Consider the following 23,013-nt stretch of genomic DNA (forward strand, 5'->3'; position numbering starts at 1 on the left):
AAATGCAAACAACAGATACAGTATTAATGATAGAACCGATCGCATTCGGTTACAACGCGGAAACGGCGAAAAACAATTACTTTCAGGTAGAACAGACAGGCTCTGATATCCAGTCAAAAGCATTGGCAGAATTCAATACCTTTGTCGGAAAGCTGAGAAAAAAAGGAATTAATGTGATCACTATAAAAGATACATTGGATCCCCACACTCCGGATTCTATTTTCCCGAATAACTGGGTAAGTTTCCATAAGGATGGAAAAGTGGTTTTATATCCGATGTTTGCTTCCAACCGAAGAGTAGAAAGACGAGAAGATATTATTCAAAGCATCAAAGATCAGGGATTTGAAGTTGCTGAAATTGATGACTGGTCTTTCTCTGAAACTCAGGGACACTTTCTGGAAGGAACAGGAAGTATGATTTTTGATCACGATAACAAAATTGCTTACGGTTCTGTTTCTTTGAGGCTGGATGAAAAACTGTTCAGAGAATTCTGTACAAAATACGGATTTACTCCTGTTGTTTTTCATTCTTTCCAGACTGTAGGAGCAGAAAGACTTCCAATCTATCACACCAATGTAATGATGTGTGTGGCAGACAAGTTTGTTGTAATCTGCCTTGACTGTATTGATGATGAGCTGGAAAGAGAAAAAGTAGTGGAAACTATTAAAGGCTCAGGAAAAGAAATCATCGAAATTTCAGAAGAACAGATGCAGCAGTTTGCAGGAAACATGCTTCAGGTTCAGAATAAAGAAGGTGAAAAATTCCTGGTAATGAGCCAGACTGCTTACCAGTCTTTAACTCCGGAACAGGTAGCTGCTATTGAAAAATACTGCGAAATTATCTATTCAGACCTGAATACCATTGAAGTAAATGGTGGAGGAAGTGCAAGATGTATGCTTGCTGAGGTATTTCTTCCAAAAAAATAATATATTTACAAAAAAATTAATTGAAACCATTATCAAGTAAAGGTTTACATATTCTTCTGACTTTGGAAACAGAGTCAGAAGATTTGTTATTAGACAGCAAAGGTTTTCTGGCGTTTACAGAAGAAATTCTGAAAACCAAAGAGGTGGAAATTGTAGGCGTTACCAATCATATTTTTGAGAATGACAGCTTTACTTCCGCCGTGATCCTTAAAGAGTCTCACCTTTGTATCCACACGTGGCCGGAATTTAAACAGCTTACTTTCGATGTTTTCCTCTGTAATTATACGCAGGATAATACCACAAAAGTAGAGCAGATTGCAGATGAAGTGGTTCAGTATTTTAAAGCTAATACCATTCAAAAACACAAAATTTACAGATAAAAATGCACTATGTCTGCCCAGCATGCGAATCCGAAAATACATTAGATCTCACTTTTCCTGTTGAAGAATACGTTTGTATGACCTGCTCCCATCTCATTGATGTAGCCGGGAATAAAAAAATTAAACATCTGAAAGTCCCAACGGAAAATGTTGTATTGGATGTCGGACAAAAAGGAAAAATTGACGATACAGAATATACGGTCGTTGCGATTACTGTTAGAAAATACGGAAACAGTATTTTCTGGCGTGAATATTCTTTAAAAGACAGCAAAGGAAATGATGCTTTCCTGAGTGAGAGCGATGGGCATTGGGTATTCCTGATCTCTATGCATCCTGATGATTTTAAAGGCAAAGATTCGAAATTACCTACCTATGCCGGACGAACCTACCGCTGGTACGAAAATACTCCATGCACTATTGATGCTGCAGCCGGATTTTTTGATGATCATCTGGATTTCACGATTGCTACTTACAAAGAATATGTTAACGGAACCCGTATGATCTCTGAGGAAAAGACCAGCAGAAAAAGCCAGTATTTCTATGGGGTTCACATTTCAAAATATGAAGTTAAGAAAGCTTTTAAAATAGCTAATCTGCCCTATTATACAGGAATAGGGATTGTTCAGCCCTATTATTTCGATATCAGACAAGCCGTGAACATCTTTTGTGTGGCTGCATTAATGATTTGCCTGCTCCAGATGTATGTCTACACTTCAAGAACCAACGAAACTGTTTTTGCAGAGACCATCAATTTTGCAGATGTAAAAGACAAAGAGCTGGTCAGCAAAAGCTTTACCTTGTCAGGCGGTTCAGCTCCATTAAAGGTGAATGCTTTTTCAGGTGTTGATAATTCCTGGGCTAATGTTCAGTTGAGTCTTGTGAACGAGAATACCAACGAAATTATCTATACCTCCAAAGATATCGAACAGTATCATGGGTACGAAGGCGGAGAGAGCTGGACAGAAGGAAGCCAGTCCGAAGATTTTAACCTGTGTGGAGTGGGCTCCGGGAAATATCATTTCATTATTTCCGCCGAAAAAGAAGGAGGCTTACCCTCATTTTCAGGTCTTACATCTCCTGATTCGAAGGTCGTGATTTCACGGGATAAATCAGGAACAATTGAGGTTACTGACATATTCAAGGTGCAGACCAAAACTTTTACAGACGGACAGATGCTCGAAAAAGATACCTCGGAAGTGATCAGACTTGCCAAAGCATCGTTCGGAACTCAGAAACTGGACTCCCTGATTAATACTGAAGCCCTTAGACTTACTACAGACCTTATTTCAAACAATACCTATGTACAGCTCAAAGCAACATGGCTTCCCGTTTCATTCTGGAACTTCGGAATTATTTTATTTATAATGATTGCTCTGTTTGTGGCAATGTGGATAGGAAAACATTACTTTAATGTAAACAAATGGAAGAATAGTTCAAACTCACCTTATCCTGCCAATGATAACTAATATAACCAATTACATAAGACAAAACTGGATACTCTGCCTGATCGGAGGATTTTTCATGACCTGGTTTGTATACCTTACGTACCGGGGAAATCAGGTCTGCGATTGTGCCAAAACGGAAACATACCGCGACGGAACTACAAGAAGCCATTCCAGAGTAGGATTCTACAGATACTATCACAAATAAAAATATAAAACTATGGACAACATCAATTTCTTACCCATACTAAACTCGGTTCTTTATTCATTTTTAGGAATCGCCATTTTACTTGTATGTTATTTCATCATTGAAAAACTGACTCCTGAAAAAACATGGCATGAGATCGCTCAGAACAAAAATATAGCCATTGCTATTGTTTTCGGGGCATTTATTATCGGAATTTCAATGATCATAAGCGCAGCGATTCATGGATAAGAAGAGGATTCCTCTTGAGCTGCTTTTATTGTTTTCAGTATTCGTCATTGCTACATGTGGATTGATTTATGAGCTGGTGGCCGGAGCCCTGGCAAGCTATCTTTTAGGAGACTCTGTAAAGCAGTTTTCTTTCATTATCGGAGTATACCTGTTCTCAATGGGAGTAGGTTCCTACCTTGCAAAATTCATCAAAGGAAATCTTATTGATAAATTCATTGAGATCGAAATCCTTGTAGGAATCGTGGGGGGAATCAGTTCTGTTGTACTTTTTATTCTGTTTAATACACTGGCCCATTTTGAAAGCGTTCTCTATCTCTTTGTCTTCTTCACCGGATGTCTTGTAGGGGTGGAAATCCCGCTTCTGATGAATATTTTAAAAGACAGGGTTCAGTTTAAAGATTTAGTTTCAAATGTCTTTGCATTCGATTATATCGGGGCTTTGCTGGCATCGATTCTTTTCCCGTTGGTTTTGATTCCAAAATTAGGGATTGTCAAAACCCCTTTATTTTTTGGATTAATCAATATTTCCATTGCGATATTCCTTTGCTATTACCTTACAAAGGAATTATCAAAACCCTTATCACTCAAAGTAAAATCTATTGCAGCGTTTGCATTTCTTCTGGGACTTTTCATTTTTTCAGATACTATTTTATCCTATTCTGAAGAAAAGTTATATGGTGAAAATGTAGTCTATACCAAAAGCTCACCCTATCAAAGAATCGTATTAACGAGGAATACACACGAGTTTCGTTTATATCTGAATAACAACTTACAGTTTTCTTCCACTGATGAATACCGTTATCATGAAGCGTTAGTACATCCGGCGATGTCTATGGCAAAAAACATTGATAATGTTCTGATTCTTGGCGGTGGTGATGGTTTTGCAGCAAGAGAAGTTTTGAAATACAAGGACGTTAAAAAAGTAACCCTTGTTGATCTTGATGGGGAAATGACCCAGTTTTTCAAAACCAATGAAACCATGCGCAGGCTCAATCAAAGCTCTTTCTCTAATCCTAAAGTGGAAGTGATCAATAAAGATGCTTACATTTGGGTAAAAGAGAACAAAAAGAAGTTTGATGTCATTATCATAGACTTTCCGGATCCGTCCAATTACAGCTTAGGAAAGCTCTATTCCCTGCAGTTTTATAAAGAACTAGAGAAGCTGACAACCCTTGATACGAAAATTGTGGTTCAGACCACTTCTCCTTATTTTGCTCCGAAATCTTTCTGGTGCATTGAGAAAACAATCAATCAGATTTTTCCTTTCACTGCAGCGTATCATACCTATGTTCCCTCTTTTGGAGAATGGGGATTCACGATGGCTTCATTTGAACCCATCAATAACAGAATCTACAGAAAACTGCCTGGATTAAAATATTATGATTACAATTTTTCACAGATGTCTTATTTCAATAAAGATATGAAGGTGAAAGACGTAGAAGTTAACCGTCTGGACAACCAGATACTAGTCCGTTATTTCGATGAAGAGTGGGGGAAAGTACAGTAGAAAGGATTTTCTTACAACTATATTTTTAGGTAGCCTTATGCTTCCTTTTTTGCAGTATTGCGGAAAGAAAGTAAAAACTTTGCTGTTAAAGATCACAGGGACCAATCATGTTCTCGGACATAAACTGTGGGCAAAAGATTTTCCACAGTTTTCAGAAGTTATCCACACTAAATATCTAATTGTCGGGGGAGGAATTTCCGGACTGTCAGCGTGTAGGTTTTTCAGTAAGCATCATGAAAATGATTACCTTCTTCTCGAAATGGAAAATCATCTTGGCGGCAATTCTTCCAACGGACAGAATTCATTTTCAAAATTTCCTTTAGGCGCTCATTATTTACCATTACCGAACAAAGAGAATACAGAAATCATCGACTTCCTGAAAGAATGTGAAATCTGCTTAGGAACCGAGGATGATGGAGAACCCATCCTTGATGAATACCAAATGACTTTTCCACAACAGGAAAGACTATTTTATAAAAATGCCTGGCAGAACGATATTGTTCCGCAAAGAGGAATTTCAGCACAGATCCAGCAAGAGCTTGCCCGCTTTTTTAAGCTGATGGATGAATTTCGTACAAAGAAAGACACGGAGGGAAAATATTGGTTTGCCATTCCGGTACATGGTTCCAGCAGAGAAGATGAGGTTGTAAAGCTTGAAAAAATCATTTTTAAAGACTGGCTCAAAGAAAATAACTTCCACTCGGAAGAACTTCTCTGGCTGCTGGATTATTCCTGCAGGGATGATTTCGGATTAGGAATAGACTACGTTTCAGCATGGGCAGGCATTCATTATTTTGCAGGAAGAAAAAATAACTGGAGCACAAAATATAAAGATCAGGTATTCACCTGGCCGGAAGGAAATGCAAGACTGGCCAAACATTTTTCAAAATATACGGAGGGAAAACATTTGCCGGGAAATCTGGTTTTTGATATTAAAATCAATGATAAAGTTGAGGTCTTAAGTTTTGATAATACCCAAAAGAAAACGAAGAAAATCATTGCGGATAAAGTACTGTTTGCAACCCCACAATTTGTGAATGAAAGAATTTTTAATCAAAAAAGAGCATCATCATTTCATTATGTTCCGTGGCTTTTAACCACCATTACGCTGAAAAACGAATTTGGAGGAGATGAAGAGCTGGCCTGGGATAATGTGATCTACGGTTCTTCCGGATTAGGCTATATCTATGACCAGCACCAGAATCTGAACCAGGTTATAGGTGAAAAAGTGATTACTCACTATAAGAGTTTTTCAACCGGAGACTGCAAGAAAGCAAGAAAAAAGCTCTACGCCATGAAAGATGCAGAACTGAAAGATTTAGTTTTAAACGATCTGAAGAAAGCCCATCCGTTGATAGAAGATTTCATTCTGGAAATGCAGTTCCATAAAATAGGACATGCGATGATCGCTCCGGTTCCCAACCAGATTTTTGGAGAAGAAACCCAAAAAGCAAAAAAAACGATAGAAGATAAAATTTTCTTTGCCCATTCCGATCTTTCGGGAATATCTATTTTTGAAGAAGCTTTCTATCAGGGCATCCGGACTGCAGAACAAATGATGTAAAAATACTACAATGAAACAACCGTGGGTACATAACGCAAAAACAGACTGGTGGTTTATTTTATCACCACCTTTTGTTGTATTGTTGATTATATTTCTTTTTCAGAAACAAATTCAGGGGCTGGAAAATTACTATTCCTTTTATACCTGGCTTTTTCTGATTGTTTTTGTGGATGTAGCTCATGTATATTCCACGCTGTTCAAAACATACTTTGTAAAAGGAGAGGTACAGAAAAATAAGCTGCTTTATCTCGGAATTCCTGCAATAAGCTGGATTTTAGGGATTATCCTTTTTCAGTTCGGGAGCCTGACATTCTGGTCGGTGCTTGCATTGATTGCCGTTTTTCATTTTATACGGCAGCAATACGGTTTTATGAGAATCTATGCGCGCTTTGAACCGGATAACTGGAGCAAAAGAATAGATGAGGTAGCCGTGTATTCTGCAACGATTTATCCAATGCTGTACTGGTTTAAAACGCCCCGTGCCTTCACCTGGTTTGTCAACAATGAGTTTGACTGGCTTCAGAATCTTCCGGATTATATTCCTTTAATTACCGTTATCTATTTTGCCATTCTGATTATTTGGATTATTAAAACTGTTGTTGAAGCCTTTAAAACAAGAAAAATTAACATTCCGAAAACAGCACTGATCACCGGAACTTTTCTTTCCTGGTATTTCGGGATTATCTACTTTAACAATGATCTCCTTTTTACGTTTCTGAATGTAGTTTCTCATGGGATTCCTTATATCGCATTGATCTATATCCGGCAAATAAAACAAAAAGAAAATCATCAGCTGAACCGGATGCAGATTTTTAAATCCTTTTCAGGAATATTCCTATTTGTCGGAGTCATTTTATCGTTTGCCTTTCTCGAAGAATTTTTGTGGGAAACGCTTGTCTGGAATGAGCATTTTTCCCTGAATATGGTGATCTCAGAAAATCTTTTTCAGTTTCTGGTTCCTCTATTGGTTGTTCCGCAGCTCACTCATTATCTTCTGGACGGCTTTATTTGGAGAAAACCAAAAAAAGTTAGTTAACTTTGTCCGGAACGTTTAAAATCTGAAAATGAGACAATATTTTTTATCATTAACAATTTTTATTGGAATTATTGTTGGAGCCCAGCAGAAAACTTTCTGTAATCCTATCAATATCGACTACGGATATACCCCTTTTGAAGCCTTTTCCAAGCAGGGAAAGCACCGCGCTACAGCAGATCCGGTAATTGTCAATTTTAAAAATAAACTTTTCCTTTTTTCTACCAATCAGGAAGGATACTGGTACAGTGATGATATGCTGGATTGGAAGTTTGTAAAAAGGAAATTCCTCAGAGATAACAAATACATCCATGATCTTAATGCCCCGGCAGTCTGGGCAATGAAAGATACTTTGTATGTGTATGGCTCTACCTGGGAACAGGATTTCCCGATCTGGAAAAGTACTAATCCCACCAAAGACGATTGGAAAATTGCAGTGGATACTTTAAAAGTAGGAGCGTGGGATCCTGCCTTCCATTATGATGAGGATAAGAATAAATTATATCTGTACTGGGGTTCAAGCAATGAATGGCCATTGCTGGGAACAGAAGTGAAAGTAAAAAACCTTCAGTCCGAAGGTTTCGTAAAACCGATTATTAAGCTAAAACCTGAAGACCACGGTTGGGAAAGGTTTGGGGAATACAATGATAATGTTTTTCTGCAGCCTTTTGTAGAAGGAGCGTGGATGACGAAGCATAACGGGAAATATTATATGCAGTATGGTGCTCCGGCAACAGAATTCAGCGGCTATTCCGATGGAGTGTATGTAAGTAAAAATCCTCTGGAAGGCTTCGAATATCAGCAGCATAATCCGTTCTCTTATAAACCGGGCGGTTTTGCAAGAGGTGCAGGGCACGGAGCGACATTTGAAGACAATTACAAAAACTGGTGGCATGTTTCGACCATCTTTATTTCAACTAAAAATAATTTTGAAAGAAGACTGGGAATCTGGCCGGCAGGTTTTGATAAAGATGATGTGATGTACTGTAACACGGCTTATGGCGATTATCCGACTTATCTTCCCCAATATGCACAGGGAAAAGATTTTACAAAAGGTCTTTTTGCCGGATGGATGCTGTTGAACTATAATAAACCGGTGCAGGTTTCATCTACTTTGGGTGGATATCAGCCCAACTATGCGGTAGATGAAGATATCAAAACGTATTGGAGCGCTAAAACAGGAAATTCCGGGGAATGGTTCCAGACGGATCTGGGTGAAGTTTCTACGATTAATGCCATTCAGATCAATTATGCGGATCAGGATGCAGAATTTATGGGAAAAACGTTGGGGAAAATGCATCAATATAAAATCTATGGCTCCAATGACGGGAAAAAATGGAATGTGATTGTGGATAAAAGTAAAAACATGAAAGATGTTCCTCACGACTATGTAGAACTTGAACAGCCTGCAAAAGCCCGTTTCCTTAAAATGGAAAACCTTAAAATGCCAACAGGAAAATTTGCATTAAGCGGTTTCAGAGTATTCGGAAAAGGAGCAGGAAAGCAGCCTGCTAAAGTGGAAGGGTTTGTTCCTCTGAGAGCTGATCCAAAGAAGTATGGTGAAAGAAGAAGTATCTGGATGAAGTGGCAGCAGAACCCTGATGCGGACGGCTATGTAATCTATTTTGGAAAAACTCCCGATAAATTATACGGAAGCATCATGGTATACGGAAAGAATGAGTATTTCTTTACCGGAGCAGACAGAACGGATGCCTATTATTTCCAGATTGAAGCTTTCAACGCGAATGGTGTTTCTGAAAGAACAGCCGTTGCAAAATCTGAATAGTAAAAAAGAAATAAAAATTAAACCCTTAGAATTGTTATATTCTAAGGGTTTTGTATTTTTATAAAAACTGAAACTACATGGAATATGATTTAATATTGAGAGAAAATTCTAAAGAAGAAATTTTAAAAAGATATTATTTATTTAATAATAACAAATCCATTGAATACTTACCTGATGTAAAGCGAATAAATATTTTCGTTGGGGCTAATAATAGTGGGAAAAGTTGGATGATGAGACATCTTATGGATATAGAAAATTATAGATATTTGAGATTTTCTGAATTGCTATATCAGATTAATTGTTTTAATATGATTTTAAATAAAGAGATTCATGTAAAACAAAGAAATGACAGGTGGAATAGTGGCTTTACAGCACCTACAATAACAATAAAGAGATTTGATAATAGTTCAATCACAAATATCATTAATATTTCTGCAATAAACAGAGAGAACTTTGATAAGCTTTTTAATTTTAATCATTGGGAGTTTTTTGATGAAATCTTAGATAGAGAAGGCGTTTCAAATTTAAGAGAAATTAATATAACAATTATAAATATCTTAACTCAAAATAATAGATCAGAAACTCCAAACAAATATTACATACCAACTCTAAGAACAGCTCATTCGTTATATGATTTGAATGGAGATAAGTTTTTTAAGATAGAAGATGATATATTTCTTTATACATTAAACAGGAATTATTCAACTCCTAAAGATGTAAAAGTATTTACAGGTTTACATTTATATAAATCAATACTCAATTCAAGAAATGCTAGAAAAGAAACTAGAAAAAGATTTGAAGATTTTGAAGCCTTTGTTCAAGATAGCTTTTTTGATGGTAAGAAGATAGATATTGTTGCAGAATTCGATAAAGATAAAAGTTTAAGTGGGGATAATTCTGATGAAATAATAAGTATTCATATTGACGGTGAAAATGATACGAGAAAACTTCATGAATTGGGAGATGGTATTCAGGCAATTATTATATTAATGTATCAAATATTCATGGCTGATATAAATTCTGTTATTTTTATTGATGAACCAGAATTAAATCTTCATCCAGGAATGCAAAGGTTGTTTTTTGAACAAATTTCATTTAATAAAGATATAAGTAAGAAAAATTTAACATATTTTATTTCAACACATTCAAATCATCTATTAGATTTAACTTTAGAAAGTAATGATGTTTCTATTTATTCTTTTAATCCATTATTAGAGAATGGGAATAAAAAAATTATTATAAAAAATGTGAATTTTGGAAATATTGAATTATTGAAGGATTTAGGGGTTAATAATACCTCTGTATTTCTTGCTAATTCTAGTATTTGGGTCGAAGGGATTTCAGATCGTAACTATATTAAAGCATTTTTAAAAGCTTATTGTGATGATAAAGAGGATAGAGTATATCCAAAAGAAGATATTGATTTTACCTTTTTTGAATATTCTGGAGGAAATATTGAGCATTACATTCTAGGAGAAGAATTTAGTGAAAATGAAGAGCACCGATTTTTAGAGGAAATAAGTTCCTTAGCTATATCTAATAGAATTTTTTTATTAGCTGACTCTGATATGGCGAAGGAAGGAACAAAAAAGTTTTCCAGATTAAAATCATTAGAGGATAAGTTTGCTAAAAATAAGAATTTTGAAGGTCTTATTCTTTGGAATATTAGAGAGTCTGAAAATCTTTTACCTAAAGAAATTTGGCGAAAAATATTAATTGAATTCTGTAATAAACATAATATAGATAATCAAACACAAAATAAAATTGATATGTTCTTTATGAGAAATGAGGACTTGAATCGGTCAGAATATATTGGAAAGTTTCTAAAAAAAATAAAGGAATATGGGGTTCCTTTAAAGGAAATTTGTGAGAAAAAGAATAGGGGTAATGGAGAGGAATGGAAAACATTTAAAGATAAAGCTAATTTAAGTAGGATTATATTAGAGAAAACTTTTAACAAAGAGATTACTTGGAAAGATTTTAAGAGCGTTCCCGAAATATTAATTCTTACTGAGAAAATTTATAATTTTATCTATGATCATAATACTCCAATTTATTGATTCATCTTTCGATCAATTCTTTGGAGAAATCGATCAATTCTATTAATTAAAAATTTTTGATTGAAATCTTTATCCCAATCCAGATGTCCTCCATTAAATTGATAAGATTCATGGATAATATGATTGGCTATCAAGGCCGAATCCAGTCTTTTTTCTTGTGTAAACGGAATTACGCGGTCCGAATTTCCATAGTAAGACAAAGTAGGAGGGGAATCGCTTTTTATCCATTTCACAGGACTGGCAAAACCTATCTTTGATGTTCCGGTTTGAATTATTTCAGGAGCCACAAGTCTGCTTTCCACAAAAGAATACTCCTGATAGTTTTTAAACCCCGGATCAGACAGATCAGCCGGACCCACAATATTTATTACAGCTTTTACTTTTTTATCCGCATCAAACTTGTAGGCATACAACATCGATAAATGGCCTCCGGCGCTGTTGCCTAATAAAATCACATTGGGATGGTAGCCTAGTTTATTTTTTAATAATTCAGTTACCTTTTTAATATCATTAGTTTGATTTGGAAGTCCAAAGCTCGTAGCTGAAGCAAGTCTGTAGTTCATATTAACGAAAATATGATCAGGAAATTTCTGCATCATAGAGAGTGTGAAAAAGGTGAGCTGCGATTTATCTCCAGCCCTCCAGCCTCCACCATGAATCATAATAAAAATATCCTTTTCTTTATTTGTTCTTGTAGATGGAATATAGAGATCCATCACCTGCTCTGGATTGTTTCCATAGTGAATATTTTCCTCCTTATCAAAGTGAATATCTTTGCCAAGTTTTATCTTTTTTTCTTTGCAACCTGTCCATAGAAAAAGGAGGCTGAAGGATGTCAAAATAATTTTTATATCTTTTTTCATAATGATTAAATATAAAAAATCCGCTGAAAAGAATCAGCGGATACCGTAAGAATAATTAAATATGAAGAAAGATAATTCTCTATCTTGTTCTGCTTTTGATGGCATCTGATGCCCCTTCGATGTCTCTCACCTTTTTCACTTTCTGGTTTCCGAAATTGTAGGTAAGGCTTACGATTAAACTTCTGTTATAGCGGTTTTGGTGGATATAATTATAATTTCCGTTCTCCTGAAAGTCTTCAATTTTAACAATATTGGTATTCAGTACATCATTTACATTCACTGCAAAAGTCCAGTCGTTCCACATTTTTTTAAGACTGAGATCCAGACTCATTAAGTTTTTCAGTGAACCAAGCTCAATCTGCTGTTTGTCAACAAAGAAATAATTAAGTCCGAAGAACCATGTTTTCTTTTTATCAAGACGGATGGTATTATTAGTCTGGATCAGAAGACTGGTAGAATTGGTTTTATTGGTGTAGGTAATAAAGTTTCCATTAGGCCCTTTTTGATCTTTGAAGCGGTCTCCGGTTGTAGGATCAGTATCAAGACTTCCATTGTTGATATTATGCTGGACTCCGATATTGAAGTTGGTTGTCCAGTACTGTTTGAAAAACGACTTCTGGATACCTACCATGGCCGACATTTCCTGCTTATTTCCAAAGTTGGTTCTGATATATCGTAATGCAGGATTATCTCCGATCTTACCATCCGGCGATACCGGATATCCCTGAAGCGGAACCTGTGTAATGACGTCCTGAATGTAAGAATGGTTTAAAATCAGGAAATACGAATTTCTGTACATATAGGTCAGTTCCTGATTGTAGTTGGAAGAGGCCTTTACAAACGGATCGTTCTGAGTATAATTATCATCGGTCAGAATATTTTTTACCGGATTAAGTTCCCAGAAACTTGGTCTTCTCATTCTGCTTGAAAAGGAATAGGAAATATTGTTTTTATCATTAATCGCATAATTCAGGCTGAGGTAGGGAAGAAGGTTTTTGTAATTTCTCTCAATTCTTCTAAGGGCTTCTGTGGGAGCGTTGTCAGACGTACCAAGACTGTTGGTGATCTCGTATCTGGCACCTACTTTTCCTGAAAGTTTGTCGGAAATTTTTTTCTCAACGGTAAGATACATTCCGTAGATGTTTTCATCATAGATAAAATGGTTGGGTCTTGAATCCGGAGCTGTTACGGGATTAAATGAATAAGTGATGTTTTTAGAATCGTTATCTGTTTTAGTCTTGTTATAATTTCCCCCGACGGAAACGGTAAGATCATTTTTAAACTTTTGATTATAATCCACCATTCCGGAGAAATTATTAATGATCTGCGGAAGGTCCTGAATAACTTGTTTTGTTCTTGCTCCTACATTTCGGTTGATATCTGAGGTAAAGGTTTGGTTATCCGTAAACTGGAACCTTCTGTAGTTGAGATAGGCTGCATTTACATTCAGTTTGCTACCCAGAGAATCCGTTTTTAATTCATAGTTTAAATTCACAGAATTGTTATAAGATCGAGTATTCTCTCTGTTTTTAGACCACGTATATTCCGTATTCGTTTTTTTTATGGTATTGAATAAGTCTACCGTTGAATTATAACTTTTATTGGCCCATGTATTCCATGATAAGGCAAGGTTGCTTTTGTCGTTCAGCTGGTAATCAATATTCAGATAACCTCCTATGTTTTTATTCGGATCGTCAATATCTCCGGTAGATTCGTTGGAAGTTGTTGAGGTTCCGTTTCTCAGGGTATAGGTTTGTGCTTCAATATTTTCACCACCGCTAAGACTGGCACTTACTCCCAGTTTGTCTTTTCTGTAATTCGCTGAGAAACTTGCCTGGCTTCCGTTATACTTATTCGTTGTGTTAGACATTCTCATGTTTCCATTGAGACCGTCACTCATTTTTTTCTTTAAAACGATATTGATGATTCCATCAGAAGATTCTACTTGGTACTCGCTGCCGGGAACAGTAATCACTTCTATTTTCTGGATATTTTCAGCCGGAGTATTTTTCAGAAACTGAGCCAGTGACTCAGAATCCATATTGCTTTTTCTTCCGTTGATATAGACCAGTGCATTGTTTTTTCCTGCTATTTTTAATGTTTTATCATCTGTAGAAGATAACAAAGGAGTTTGTTTTAAAAGGTCAAAAGTGGTGTTTCCTTTGGCAACTGGTGATGCTGCCACATCGTATACAAAACGGTCGCTTTGCTTTTTGAAAACCTGCTTTGTGATGGTAACACCTTCTATGTTTTTTGTTTTTGCCGTATCAGATTTCTTCTCTTGTGCAAATGCACAGGTACCGAATACAATAGCCATTGACAAAATTATACGTTTCATGTTGTTTTTATTTAAGAGTGGATTTAGTGAAATAAATGATTATAGATTAGGTTCTTGATTTTACAGCATCATTAGCCGATTTCATTTCCCTTGCTTTTTTCAGTTTCTGATTTCCGAAATTATAAGTAACCCCGATGCTCATAAGCCTTGGATAATTGAAGTTGGTGATATTGTTAAATTTCCCATCGGGCTGTACGCCTCTAATGCTGTAGAAACTTTGATTAAATAAGTCACTCACTTCCGCTACAATAGTCCAGTCTCCTGCAATTTTTTTCAGACTGAAATCGAAGCTTTGTCTTGCCCGGATCATACCTCCTTCCATGGCAGTCTGGCTGGCAAAGAAGTAATTCACTCCCAGGAACCAGTCTTTTTTAGAAGACAGTCTGATCACATTATTGATGGTTGCAGACATATTATAGTTTTTAACATCAATGATATAAGGATCCACTACTTCAGTTTCTCCCGGAACCGGCATGGAAGTAGGATCTTCAAATACTCCGCCTTTGTAGGTAACATATCCCAGATTGACAGAATAATTGGTTGACCAGATGTCTTTGAACCAGGACTTGTTCATTCCAAGAGTAAGAGCAATCTCTCTGTTTTTACCATAATTGGTTCTGATGTATCTCAGGAATCTGGTAGTTTCCATAATTGGATTTCCTTTGATATCCTTGATGATTTTCCCCTCAGCATCTTTTTTAGGAGCTGTTACCGTTCCCTGCAATGGAATCAAGTCTGAAGCTGCTGCATCTTCCACCATATTAAAACTAAGATTGGCATAGAATGCATTTTTGTACATATAATTTAACTCCTGATTATAATATTTGGAAGCCAGTATAAATGGATTGTTCTGTGTATAATTGGTTGGAGTAAAATAAGTTCTTGAAGGATTCAGTTCCCAGAATCTCGGTCTTCTGATTCTGCTGGAGAAAGTATAGCTCAGATTATGATCGGAATTGATGGCGTAATTTAAATTCAGATAAGGCAGAAGGTTGTTGTAATTTCTTTCAAAACCTGTTTTATCCACAATATCTCCGGTACTTCTGGTCATTTCGTAGCGGGCACCAATCTTTCCTGATATTTTTTCAGTAAGTTTTCTTTCATAGTTCAGGTAAATTCCAAGAATATTTTCTTTATAAATGAAGTGATTGGTTTGGTTGGGATCGATGATAAATTCTCCTTTTATTAGTTTATCCTGTTTGGTATCGTTATCTGTATTGGTGTGATTGTAGCTGATTCCCATTAACCATGTTGCACCCTTTGCCGTTTTTTTCAGATAATCAATATTGGCTGCATAGTTGTTGATAATTTGGGGTACCGCCTGATGCAATGCAGAATATTTATTGATTGTATCATTCGTTAAAGGAAAACTCTCATTGAAACTTACTTTATCTCTGTTGAACCACAGGTAAGAAACGTTTGATGTAAGTTTACTTCCAAGAGAATCTGTTTTCATCTCATAATTTAAATTGAAAGAATGATTTCTGGTCTGTGCATCCTCGTTATTTACTGTTCTGTTGTTTAAGACTCCGTTTTGCCAGTTGGTAATATCCAGTACAGAGTTGAAACTTTTATTGTATCTCATGTTGTAGGAGAATCCCAGACTGTGTTTTTTATTAATCTCATAATCAAGATTGAAACCGCCTCCAAAATTTTTGTTAGGATCATCATTGAAGCCAAAGGATTCATTTTTGAAAGTAGGATCTCCGTTGGACAGCGTATATCTTTGTCTGTCTGTCCAGCTTCCCGTTCTGAAATTGGAATTACCAGACCATTTACCTTGTCTGAAATTAAAAGAAGCTCCTGCATTAGGATTATTGTAATAAGCCTGCTCGTTCTGCATTTTCAGCGTTCCGTTGTAGCCGTTGTTTTTGCTTTTTTTCATCACAATATTGATCACCCCTTCTTTGGATTCAACCTGGAATTCACTGCCGGGAACTGTAATCACTTCAATTTTCTGGATATCCTCAGAGGGAGTAGACTTCAGCATTTCAATCAACGCCTCGGAATCCATATTGGTTTTTTTGTTGTTGATGTAAATGATTGCATCATTTTTTCCCAAAATCTTCAGCGTCTTTCCGTCAATGCTGGAAATCATCGGTGTTTGTTTCAAAAGAGTAAAGGTGTTGGTTCCTTTAGCAATAGATGAAGAAGCTACATCGTATACCAAACGGTCACCTTGTTTTTTGAAAACCTGCTTCTTGAGAGTCACTGCATCAATAGCATTTACTTTCAAACTGTCTTTTTTCTGCTGGGCAGTGATAAGTCCACCGAAAAATAGTGCTGCAATAAGAATTTGAGTCTTCATGATTATTCTTTTTTAATTAATAGCTTGTATGGTTTGTTATTTAACATTACAAAGATATATAATAAATTTAGTATTATGCAATACAAAGTACTTAAAAATATTTTTAAATCATCGCAATTGATTGATTGTCAGTTGATAAAAATTTAGTTTAAAATATTGATTGCTTAACCTTTCTGTATAATAAGACAAATAAATGATGCTAAATGTTACATCGATGAAAGAAATTATGAAGGATTTTAAAAAAAAAATGGATAATTAATACCTGGAATTTATCCCCGTGGTCCAGGAATTATGCTTCACACAAAGGTATCTGCGAAACGGGCTGTAATATCCGTAAAATAAAAAAGGACCGAAAAGGTCCTTTCATAATATTGTTTATTCTCTGTCGAATCGGGCGAGCTTTTTATCTACCCAAACCGTTGCAAAGGGGAAGAATGCAGATAATAAGGCAAAAACAAAATCTTCATCATCCCAATTATAAATTTTTCTGGCAGGAAGGCAGAGTAAAAGGTAAAGGGTAAAAAATAAACCATGTAAACTACCAATAACACTGATGAAGATGATAGAATATAAATTTTCATCGTATCGTATCCAGATCATCGCAACACCATACAACAAAAGACATGAAATGGCCTCCGCAAGACAAATCTGCTTAAACCATCTGATGATTTTTTCCTGAGAATATTTTGAGAATATTTTTTCGATGAAGTCCATGAATAATTATTTATAATAGATAAAAAAGGATGTTTTGCTTTTTACGGGATACCCTCTGTATTTTACAGGCTCAAATTTAGTGTATTTTATAAACTTTTTGATCTCTTTTTCAAAATATGGAATGTATTTCAAATTGTGATCATTATAAATATCATGACTAAATTGATCCTTCAAAACCTTTCCATTTTGATCTAAAATGAGTGTAACCACCGTGCTTGAACGGTATTTTTGAAAAGACCGATTGTAATTTTCATAGCCTTCCGGATAAATAAAATTATTGAAGAAGTCTTTATTTAACTGATCATTATCATCTGTATAGCTGAGATACTTACCTTTATAGGTCCATTCACAATGTTCATCATTATCAAAGATTTTACCAGGATGTTTTTTTACATATAGGGCTACAGATTCTTTAACGAGACCATCCATAAAATCTTTACCAAATTTTTTTTCAGTCAATTCAGTCATTACCGAGTAATAACATTCATCATAATACCAACCTATATCACTGCCCATCCATTCTCCGCCCCAAATGATATTATGCTTTTTTAAAATTGTTTTGAGCTCTTCTCCGGGTAAAAACTTATCACCATCGGGAGCTGCTATATTGATAAAATATTTGTTTTGAATTTCCGAACTTTTTACAGCCCTGATTGAATCTTCGCTGCAATGCTTTTTATTATAGCTTTTTCTTTCAGCAATAGCAATTTTCTGTAATTCTTTAAGAGAGTCACTTTTTAAAGTTGTTGATTCCTGGGCATATAAACAACTTAGCAAAAAAACAGAGAATAAAAATAAATATAGCTTCATTGCTTATTGATAAAAACTACTACCATCCAAATACTCAAAAACTTCTGGTGGCAGCATAGGTCTTACATTTTTACCATCCTTTATCATATTACGGATTTCCGTAGCTGAAAGCTCTATTATGGGTGCTTTTACCAGAGAGATATTTTCATGCTGTAAATATTCAGAATCTTTTTTCTCGCCTTCAAATACCCTTGGGTAAACAATAATATGATGATTTTTGATCAGGATATCAGCATTTTTCCATTTGTGAAGGCTTTTCAGATTATCTTCTCCCATGATCAGACTGAAAGAATAATCAGGGTATTTCTCATGCAGATATGTTAAGGTATCAATAGTATAACTTGGTTTCGGAAGAGAAAACTCCACATTGGAAGCTCTCATATTGGGGTAATTCTTTACTGCCAGTTGTACCATATCAAGCCTGTTATGATCATTCAGTAAAGACTTTTTGTCCTTAAACGGGTTTTGCGGGCTTACCACAAACCAAAGTTCATCCATATCAGAATTTTCCAGAATATAATTGGCCAGAATAAGATGCCCGATATGAATAGGATTAAATGATCCGAAAAATAAACCGATTTTTTTCATTGTTATAAGGAACTAGGTAGCAGGAATTAGGTTTTAGGGGTGTGAAGCTTTGTAATTATTGCATTCAGCATTTTTGATATTTCAGATGTTTTTTTAATTAAAATTTGAAACTCTTCAGGATTCAAATAATGTAAGTTTTTTGAAATAATCAATTGGGTTTCTAGTTCAGCACAACTACCTCTTGCAATTTTTAAAAACTGGAGGTAGTCATTGGTAGACCTTCTGGAATGGCCTTCAGCAATATTAGATGGAATTGAAATTGATGATCTTCGGATCTGGTTTGTAAGTCCGTAAAGTTCCTCTTTTGGGAAGGCTGTCGTCGCGGTATAGATTTCTGTAACGAGATCTACAGACTTTTGCCATACAATTAATTCCTTATAATTTCCCATATGATTCTCCTATTCCCTTATTGCTAAATCCTAATCCCTGAATTTTACATCCTTGATATTAAGATAATGAGTGACATTGCCTTTCCAGTGATTCTCTTCCAGGGTAAAAGCAAGATCAAAATTTTTATTTTTAAAATCTTCAGCAAACTGTCCGAGTTTGAATCCGACACATTCAATATTTCGTCCCGTAGATTCCTGCTTGATATAAAACTTCAGGTGATTATTATCTTTTCCCATGGTTTTTACATATCCGGAAAGCTTCTGATTGGTTAATGTAAAAATAGGCTTCATATTATGAGGCCCGAATGGCGCCAGTTTTCTGTGGAAATTGATGAACTCTCGGTTGATTTCGTCAATTCTTATTTCCGTATCAATCGTAATAGAAGGTTCCTTTTGGTGCTCCTGGATTTTTTCAGAAACAATTCTTTCAAATTTTTCCTTGAAGGCATCAAACTTATCTTTTTCCATCGAAAGTCCGGCGGCAGCATGATGGCCTCCGAATTTAAGGAAATACTCAGAACACATATCAAGAGCTTCATGTACATCGAAATCAGAAACAGACCTTGCGGAAGCTACCATTTCTCCGTTATTGCCATCGGTAAAAACAAGTGTGGGTTTATAATAGGTTTCAATAAGTCTTGAGGCTACAATACCAATCACTCCTTTATTCCATTCAGGATGATAAACGATAGTAGTATGCTTGGTTTCCTGCTGGGATTCTATAATCTGATTCAGAGCGGAAAGGGTGGAATTCATATCCAGTTCACGCCTTTCATCGTTGAGGTTCATGATATCATTCACAATCTGGTTGGCATGTTTCAGATTGTCAGAAACCATAAGCTCTACAGCTGCTTTACCATGAGAAATTCTTCCGGCAGCATTAATTTTGGGAGCTATTTCAAAAACGATATTGGAAATTTCGAAATGAGAAAGTTTATCCTCAGGAATCAATAACCTTAAACCAAGATTTCTGGTTTTCCTCAGGGTTTTTAATCCCATTTTAGCCAAGACCCTGTTTTCTCCCGTCATCGAAACAATATCTGCTGCAATGGAAATGGCGAGAAGATCTGTAAGTTCAAATAATTCTGCTTCCGGTAATTTATAAATCGTATTCAGTCCCTGGCAAAGCTTAAAGCCAACACCGCATCCGGAAAGTTCTTTGAAAGGATAACGGCAGTCACTTCTTTTAGGATCAAGAACAGCTGCAGCATTTGGAATCTCTTCACCCGGCAGGTGATGATCGCAGATAATAAAATCTATACCCAGATTGCTGGCATAGTTGATCATATCAAGTGCCTTGATTCCACAGTCCAGAGCAATGATTAATGAGAAACCATTTTCTTTGGCGAAATCAATTCCTTCCGTGGAAATTCCATATCCTTCAGAATTTCTGTCCGGGATATAATAATCTAAATATTTTTTCTCAACAATTTTGCTGAGATACAGGTACATTAAAGCAACCGCTGTGGTTCCGTCCACATCATAATCACCATATACCAATATTTTTTCACCGTTTTCAATGGCGGTGGCAATACGCTCTACAGCTTTTTGCATATCTGCCATTAAAAAAGGGTTGTGGATATCGTTAAGGTTCGGTTTGAAGAATTCTCTGGCCTTTTGATAATTGTCAATTCCCCTAAGAACGAGGATTTTAGATTCAAAAGTACCAAAACCAAGTGACGAACTTAGTCTGTCCACAACTTCCTCATCGGGTTCAGGCTTGTAAATCCATTTTTGACTCATTTCACAAAAATAAGGAAAAAAAATAGCATTCAGGGAAGAACTGAAACGAAGTTTTGACTTAATAATTGTTAAAAAAAGACTATCTTCGTGCTCCAAATTTTTAAATGACTATGAAAAAAATTACTCTATGCTTCCTGTTACTGGGAACAGCATGTTCGATCAACGCACAGAAAATTAATCTTGGCAAAGCAGCCGGAATGGTTTCAAATGGTGCAAAAGCCTTAACATTTACCAACGAAGATGCGATTAAATTATCCAAAGAATCAGTAGAGTGGATGGATAAAAATAATCCTGTAGCAGGACCGAAAGATCCTTACACTGTGAGACTGAACAGGCTGTTTGGAAAACACAAATCTCAGGATGGTCTGAACCTTAATTATAAAGTTTATAAAGTAAAAGATATCAACGCGTTTGCCTGTGCAGACGGAAGTGTACGTGTATTCTCTTCCTTAATGGATATTATGACTGATAATGAACTGCTTGCCGTAATCGGACATGAGATCGGGCACGTAAAGAATCAGGATACTAAAGATGCTATGAAATCGGCTTATCTGAAGGCGGCTGCATTAGACGCCGCTTCCTCAGCTTCGTCAGATGTAGCTGCGCTAAATGATAGTCAGGTAGGGAAGATGGCAAATGCATTTTTAGATGCTTCGCACAGCAAAAAGCAGGAATCTGAGGCAGATACTTATTCCTATGATTTCATGAAGGCCAATAAATATGATGTGGTAGGAGCGTATACTGCTTTTAAAAAGTTAGCCTTACTTTCACAGGGAAGCACACAGACTAACTTTGAAAAGATGTTCAATTCTCACCCCGATAGCAATAAAAGAGCGGAAGCGATTAAAAAAAGAGCTGAAAAAGACGGCTTGTGGAAAGATCCGGGAACCGTTTCTTTGCCTGCATCCAAATTAACAAAGTAGGTTTTAATTAACTATTTAAAATAATACAACTGTTTTAAAAGTCAAAATTTTCTGAGCTGTTGTTTGACCATTTCAAACATCACGGTAATCTTAGAATAGGCTTTTAAGGCAGTTTTATTTTTTCTTACCTTTTGATTGCAAAAATTGTAATTTTTATTACTGTCTTATAAGCATGCAATATGATCTAAGGTGGATCAGGATCTCCATTTTCCTTATTTTCTTTCAATAGTTCCAATATGAATGGGCCTTTCAACAAAGCGATTTTGAGCTTTCCAACAAAACGAAATCGTGATGGGCTATGTAATTTTGCTTTATCAGGAATACAGGATAAAGTAAAAATATTTTTTGAATAAACTCCGAGCAAAAAATTAAATAAATTAAAACTAGTTCAAAATGGATTTACAATTAAAAGGAAAAACGGCTCTCGTTACCGGCTCAAGCTCAGGTTTAGGTGAGGCTATTGCAAAATTACTGGCAGACGAAGGGGCTTCTGTGATTATTCATGGCAGAGACAAAGATCGCGCAGAAAAAGTTATGCATTCTATATTGGAGAAAGGAGGCACTGCTGAAATTGCTGTAGGTGACCTTTCAACGGATGATGGTGCAGATCAGGTTGCATCTGCGGCTTTGAATTCCGGGAAGATTGATATCCTCATTAATAATGCAGGCACTACTTCTCACAAATCATGGGGTGAAGCTAGTGCTGAGGATTGGCTGGACATTTACAATACTAATGTAGTTTCGTATGTCCGGATGATTCAACGCATTGTTCCTCAGATGAAAAAATTAGGATGGGGAAGGGTAATACATATTGGTGGAGGACTTGGTATACAGCCTATTAAAGAGCAGCCTCATTATAATGCTACTTTGGCGGCCCGACACAATTTGTCTGTTTCTCTTGCAAGATCAGTTAAAGATACGGGAATTACCTCTAATGTAGTTTCACCGGGAGCAATCATGAATCCAATGGTTGAAGAATGGCTAAAAAATGCTGCACCGAAGTTTAATTGGGGAACTGATCCGAAGGAAATTAAATACAAAGCTGTACAGGAGCTCATTCCTAATGATACGGGCAGATTTGGTGAACCTGAAGAAATTGCAGGAGCTGTGGCCTATCTTTGTAGTCCTTTTGCTGATTATATCAGTGGTTCTGTACTTAGGGTTGATGGCGGTACCATCCGTTGCTTGTAAAACAGATATGAT

20 protein-coding genes are annotated in these 23,013 nt (G+C 36.1%); 12 read left to right on the forward strand and 8 right to left on the reverse strand.

The features are described from left to right. Positions 1–2 precede the first annotated feature (2 nt). The 10 genes from ctlX (at position 3) to AC5YGI_RS16585 (ending at position 11,134) form a co-directional block, all read left to right on the forward strand. Positions 3–926 (forward strand): citrulline utilization hydrolase CtlX, encoded by a 924-nt coding sequence (gene ctlX / locus AC5YGI_RS16540; protein ID WP_496169015.1) that lies wholly within the window; start codon positions 3–5, stop codon positions 924–926. A 20-nt stretch (positions 927–946) separates the two neighbouring features. Beyond that, a complete protein-coding gene (locus AC5YGI_RS16545) occupies positions 947–1,306 on the forward strand; it encodes an S-adenosylmethionine decarboxylase family protein (RefSeq protein ID WP_110366415.1) in 360 nt (119 codons plus the stop codon). Positions 1,307–1,308: 2 nt separating this feature from the next. After that, on the forward strand, positions 1,309–2,772 hold the full coding sequence (locus tag AC5YGI_RS16550; protein ID WP_496169017.1) for a DUF4178 domain-containing protein: 1,464 nt from the start codon (positions 1,309–1,311) through the stop codon (positions 2,770–2,772). Beyond that, a complete protein-coding gene (locus tag AC5YGI_RS16555) occupies positions 2,762–2,956 on the forward strand; it encodes a hypothetical protein (protein WP_167456636.1) in 195 nt (64 codons plus the stop codon). The genes AC5YGI_RS16550 and AC5YGI_RS16555 overlap by 11 nt, the downstream gene beginning before the upstream one ends. A 12-nt stretch (positions 2,957–2,968) precedes the next feature. Then, a complete protein-coding gene (locus AC5YGI_RS16560) occupies positions 2,969–3,184 on the forward strand; it encodes a DUF350 domain-containing protein (protein WP_110008568.1) in 216 nt (71 codons plus the stop codon). Then, positions 3,177–4,691 carry a polyamine aminopropyltransferase gene (locus AC5YGI_RS16565; protein WP_496169018.1) on the forward strand — a complete coding sequence of 505 codons (1,515 nt, stop codon included), beginning with the start codon at positions 3,177–3,179 and terminating at the stop codon, positions 4,689–4,691. The genes AC5YGI_RS16560 and AC5YGI_RS16565 overlap by 8 nt, the downstream gene beginning before the upstream one ends. Positions 4,692–4,728: 37 nt before the next feature. Next, positions 4,729–6,255 (forward strand): NAD(P)/FAD-dependent oxidoreductase, encoded by a 1,527-nt coding sequence (locus AC5YGI_RS16570; RefSeq protein WP_496169019.1) that lies wholly within the window; start codon positions 4,729–4,731, stop codon positions 6,253–6,255. Between the two features lie 10 nt (positions 6,256–6,265). Continuing rightward, positions 6,266–7,291: a hypothetical protein gene (locus AC5YGI_RS16575; RefSeq protein ID WP_446106873.1), complete on the forward strand. Its 1,026-nt coding sequence runs from the start codon at positions 6,266–6,268 to the stop codon at positions 7,289–7,291. 28 nt (positions 7,292–7,319) lie between these two features. After that, entirely contained in the window at positions 7,320–9,074 is a 1,755-nt protein-coding gene (locus AC5YGI_RS16580; RefSeq protein ID WP_496169020.1) for a discoidin domain-containing protein, read from the forward strand. Positions 9,075–9,151: 77 nt separating this feature from the next. Next, a complete protein-coding gene (locus AC5YGI_RS16585) occupies positions 9,152–11,134 on the forward strand; it encodes an AAA family ATPase (RefSeq protein ID WP_496169021.1) in 1,983 nt (660 codons plus the stop codon). Here AC5YGI_RS16585 and AC5YGI_RS16590 read toward each other — a convergent pair. The 8 genes from AC5YGI_RS16590 to recJ form a co-directional block, all read right to left on the reverse strand. Next, positions 11,128–11,997: an alpha/beta hydrolase fold domain-containing protein gene (locus AC5YGI_RS16590; RefSeq protein ID WP_496169023.1), complete on the reverse strand. Its 870-nt coding sequence runs from the start codon at positions 11,995–11,997 to the stop codon at positions 11,128–11,130. The two genes, AC5YGI_RS16585 and AC5YGI_RS16590, sit on opposite strands and share 7 nt — an antisense overlap. Positions 11,998–12,076: 79 nt before the next feature. Then, positions 12,077–14,335: a TonB-dependent receptor domain-containing protein gene (locus AC5YGI_RS16595; RefSeq protein WP_496169024.1), complete on the reverse strand. Its 2,259-nt coding sequence runs from the start codon at positions 14,333–14,335 to the stop codon at positions 12,077–12,079. Between the two features lie 46 nt (positions 14,336–14,381). Continuing rightward, positions 14,382–16,643, reverse strand: a complete 2,262-nt coding sequence (locus AC5YGI_RS16600; protein ID WP_496169025.1) for a TonB-dependent receptor domain-containing protein — start codon at positions 16,641–16,643, stop codon at positions 14,382–14,384. Positions 16,644–17,018: 375 nt separating this feature from the next. Next, entirely contained in the window at positions 17,019–17,357 is a 339-nt protein-coding gene (locus AC5YGI_RS16605; protein ID WP_062673669.1) for a DUF3817 domain-containing protein, read from the reverse strand. Positions 17,358–17,363: 6 nt separating this feature from the next. After that, positions 17,364–18,167, reverse strand: coding sequence for a hypothetical protein (locus AC5YGI_RS16610; protein ID WP_496169027.1), 804 nt, complete (start codon positions 18,165–18,167; stop codon positions 17,364–17,366). A gap of 3 nt (positions 18,168–18,170) precedes the next feature. Further along, the gene (nadD, locus tag AC5YGI_RS16615) at positions 18,171–18,755 is read right to left on the reverse strand and encodes a nicotinate (nicotinamide) nucleotide adenylyltransferase (RefSeq protein WP_496169028.1); all 585 of its coding nucleotides are present in this window, start codon (positions 18,753–18,755) and stop codon (positions 18,171–18,173) included. 26 nt (positions 18,756–18,781) lie between these two features. Continuing rightward, complete coding sequence (locus AC5YGI_RS16620; protein WP_330745129.1) at positions 18,782–19,144, reverse strand: four helix bundle protein; 363 nt, start codon at positions 19,142–19,144, stop codon at positions 18,782–18,784. 30 nt (positions 19,145–19,174) lie between these two features. Further along, positions 19,175–20,887 carry a single-stranded-DNA-specific exonuclease RecJ gene (gene recJ, locus AC5YGI_RS16625; protein ID WP_227940877.1) on the reverse strand — a complete coding sequence of 571 codons (1,713 nt, stop codon included), beginning with the start codon at positions 20,885–20,887 and terminating at the stop codon, positions 19,175–19,177. A 110-nt stretch (positions 20,888–20,997) separates the two neighbouring features. On the opposite strand from recJ, the gene AC5YGI_RS16630 reads away from it, so the two are divergent. Together AC5YGI_RS16630 and AC5YGI_RS16635 are read left to right on the forward strand one after the other, a co-directional pair. Next, positions 20,998–21,810 carry a M48 family metallopeptidase gene (locus AC5YGI_RS16630; protein ID WP_330745130.1) on the forward strand — a complete coding sequence of 271 codons (813 nt, stop codon included), beginning with the start codon at positions 20,998–21,000 and terminating at the stop codon, positions 21,808–21,810. A gap of 393 nt (positions 21,811–22,203) precedes the next feature. Continuing rightward, a complete protein-coding gene (locus AC5YGI_RS16635) occupies positions 22,204–23,001 on the forward strand; it encodes an SDR family NAD(P)-dependent oxidoreductase (protein ID WP_330745131.1) in 798 nt (265 codons plus the stop codon). The last annotated feature ends 12 nt before the right edge of the window (positions 23,002–23,013 follow it).

This window comes from Chryseobacterium sp. CS3K3.1, from assembly GCF_059515165.1.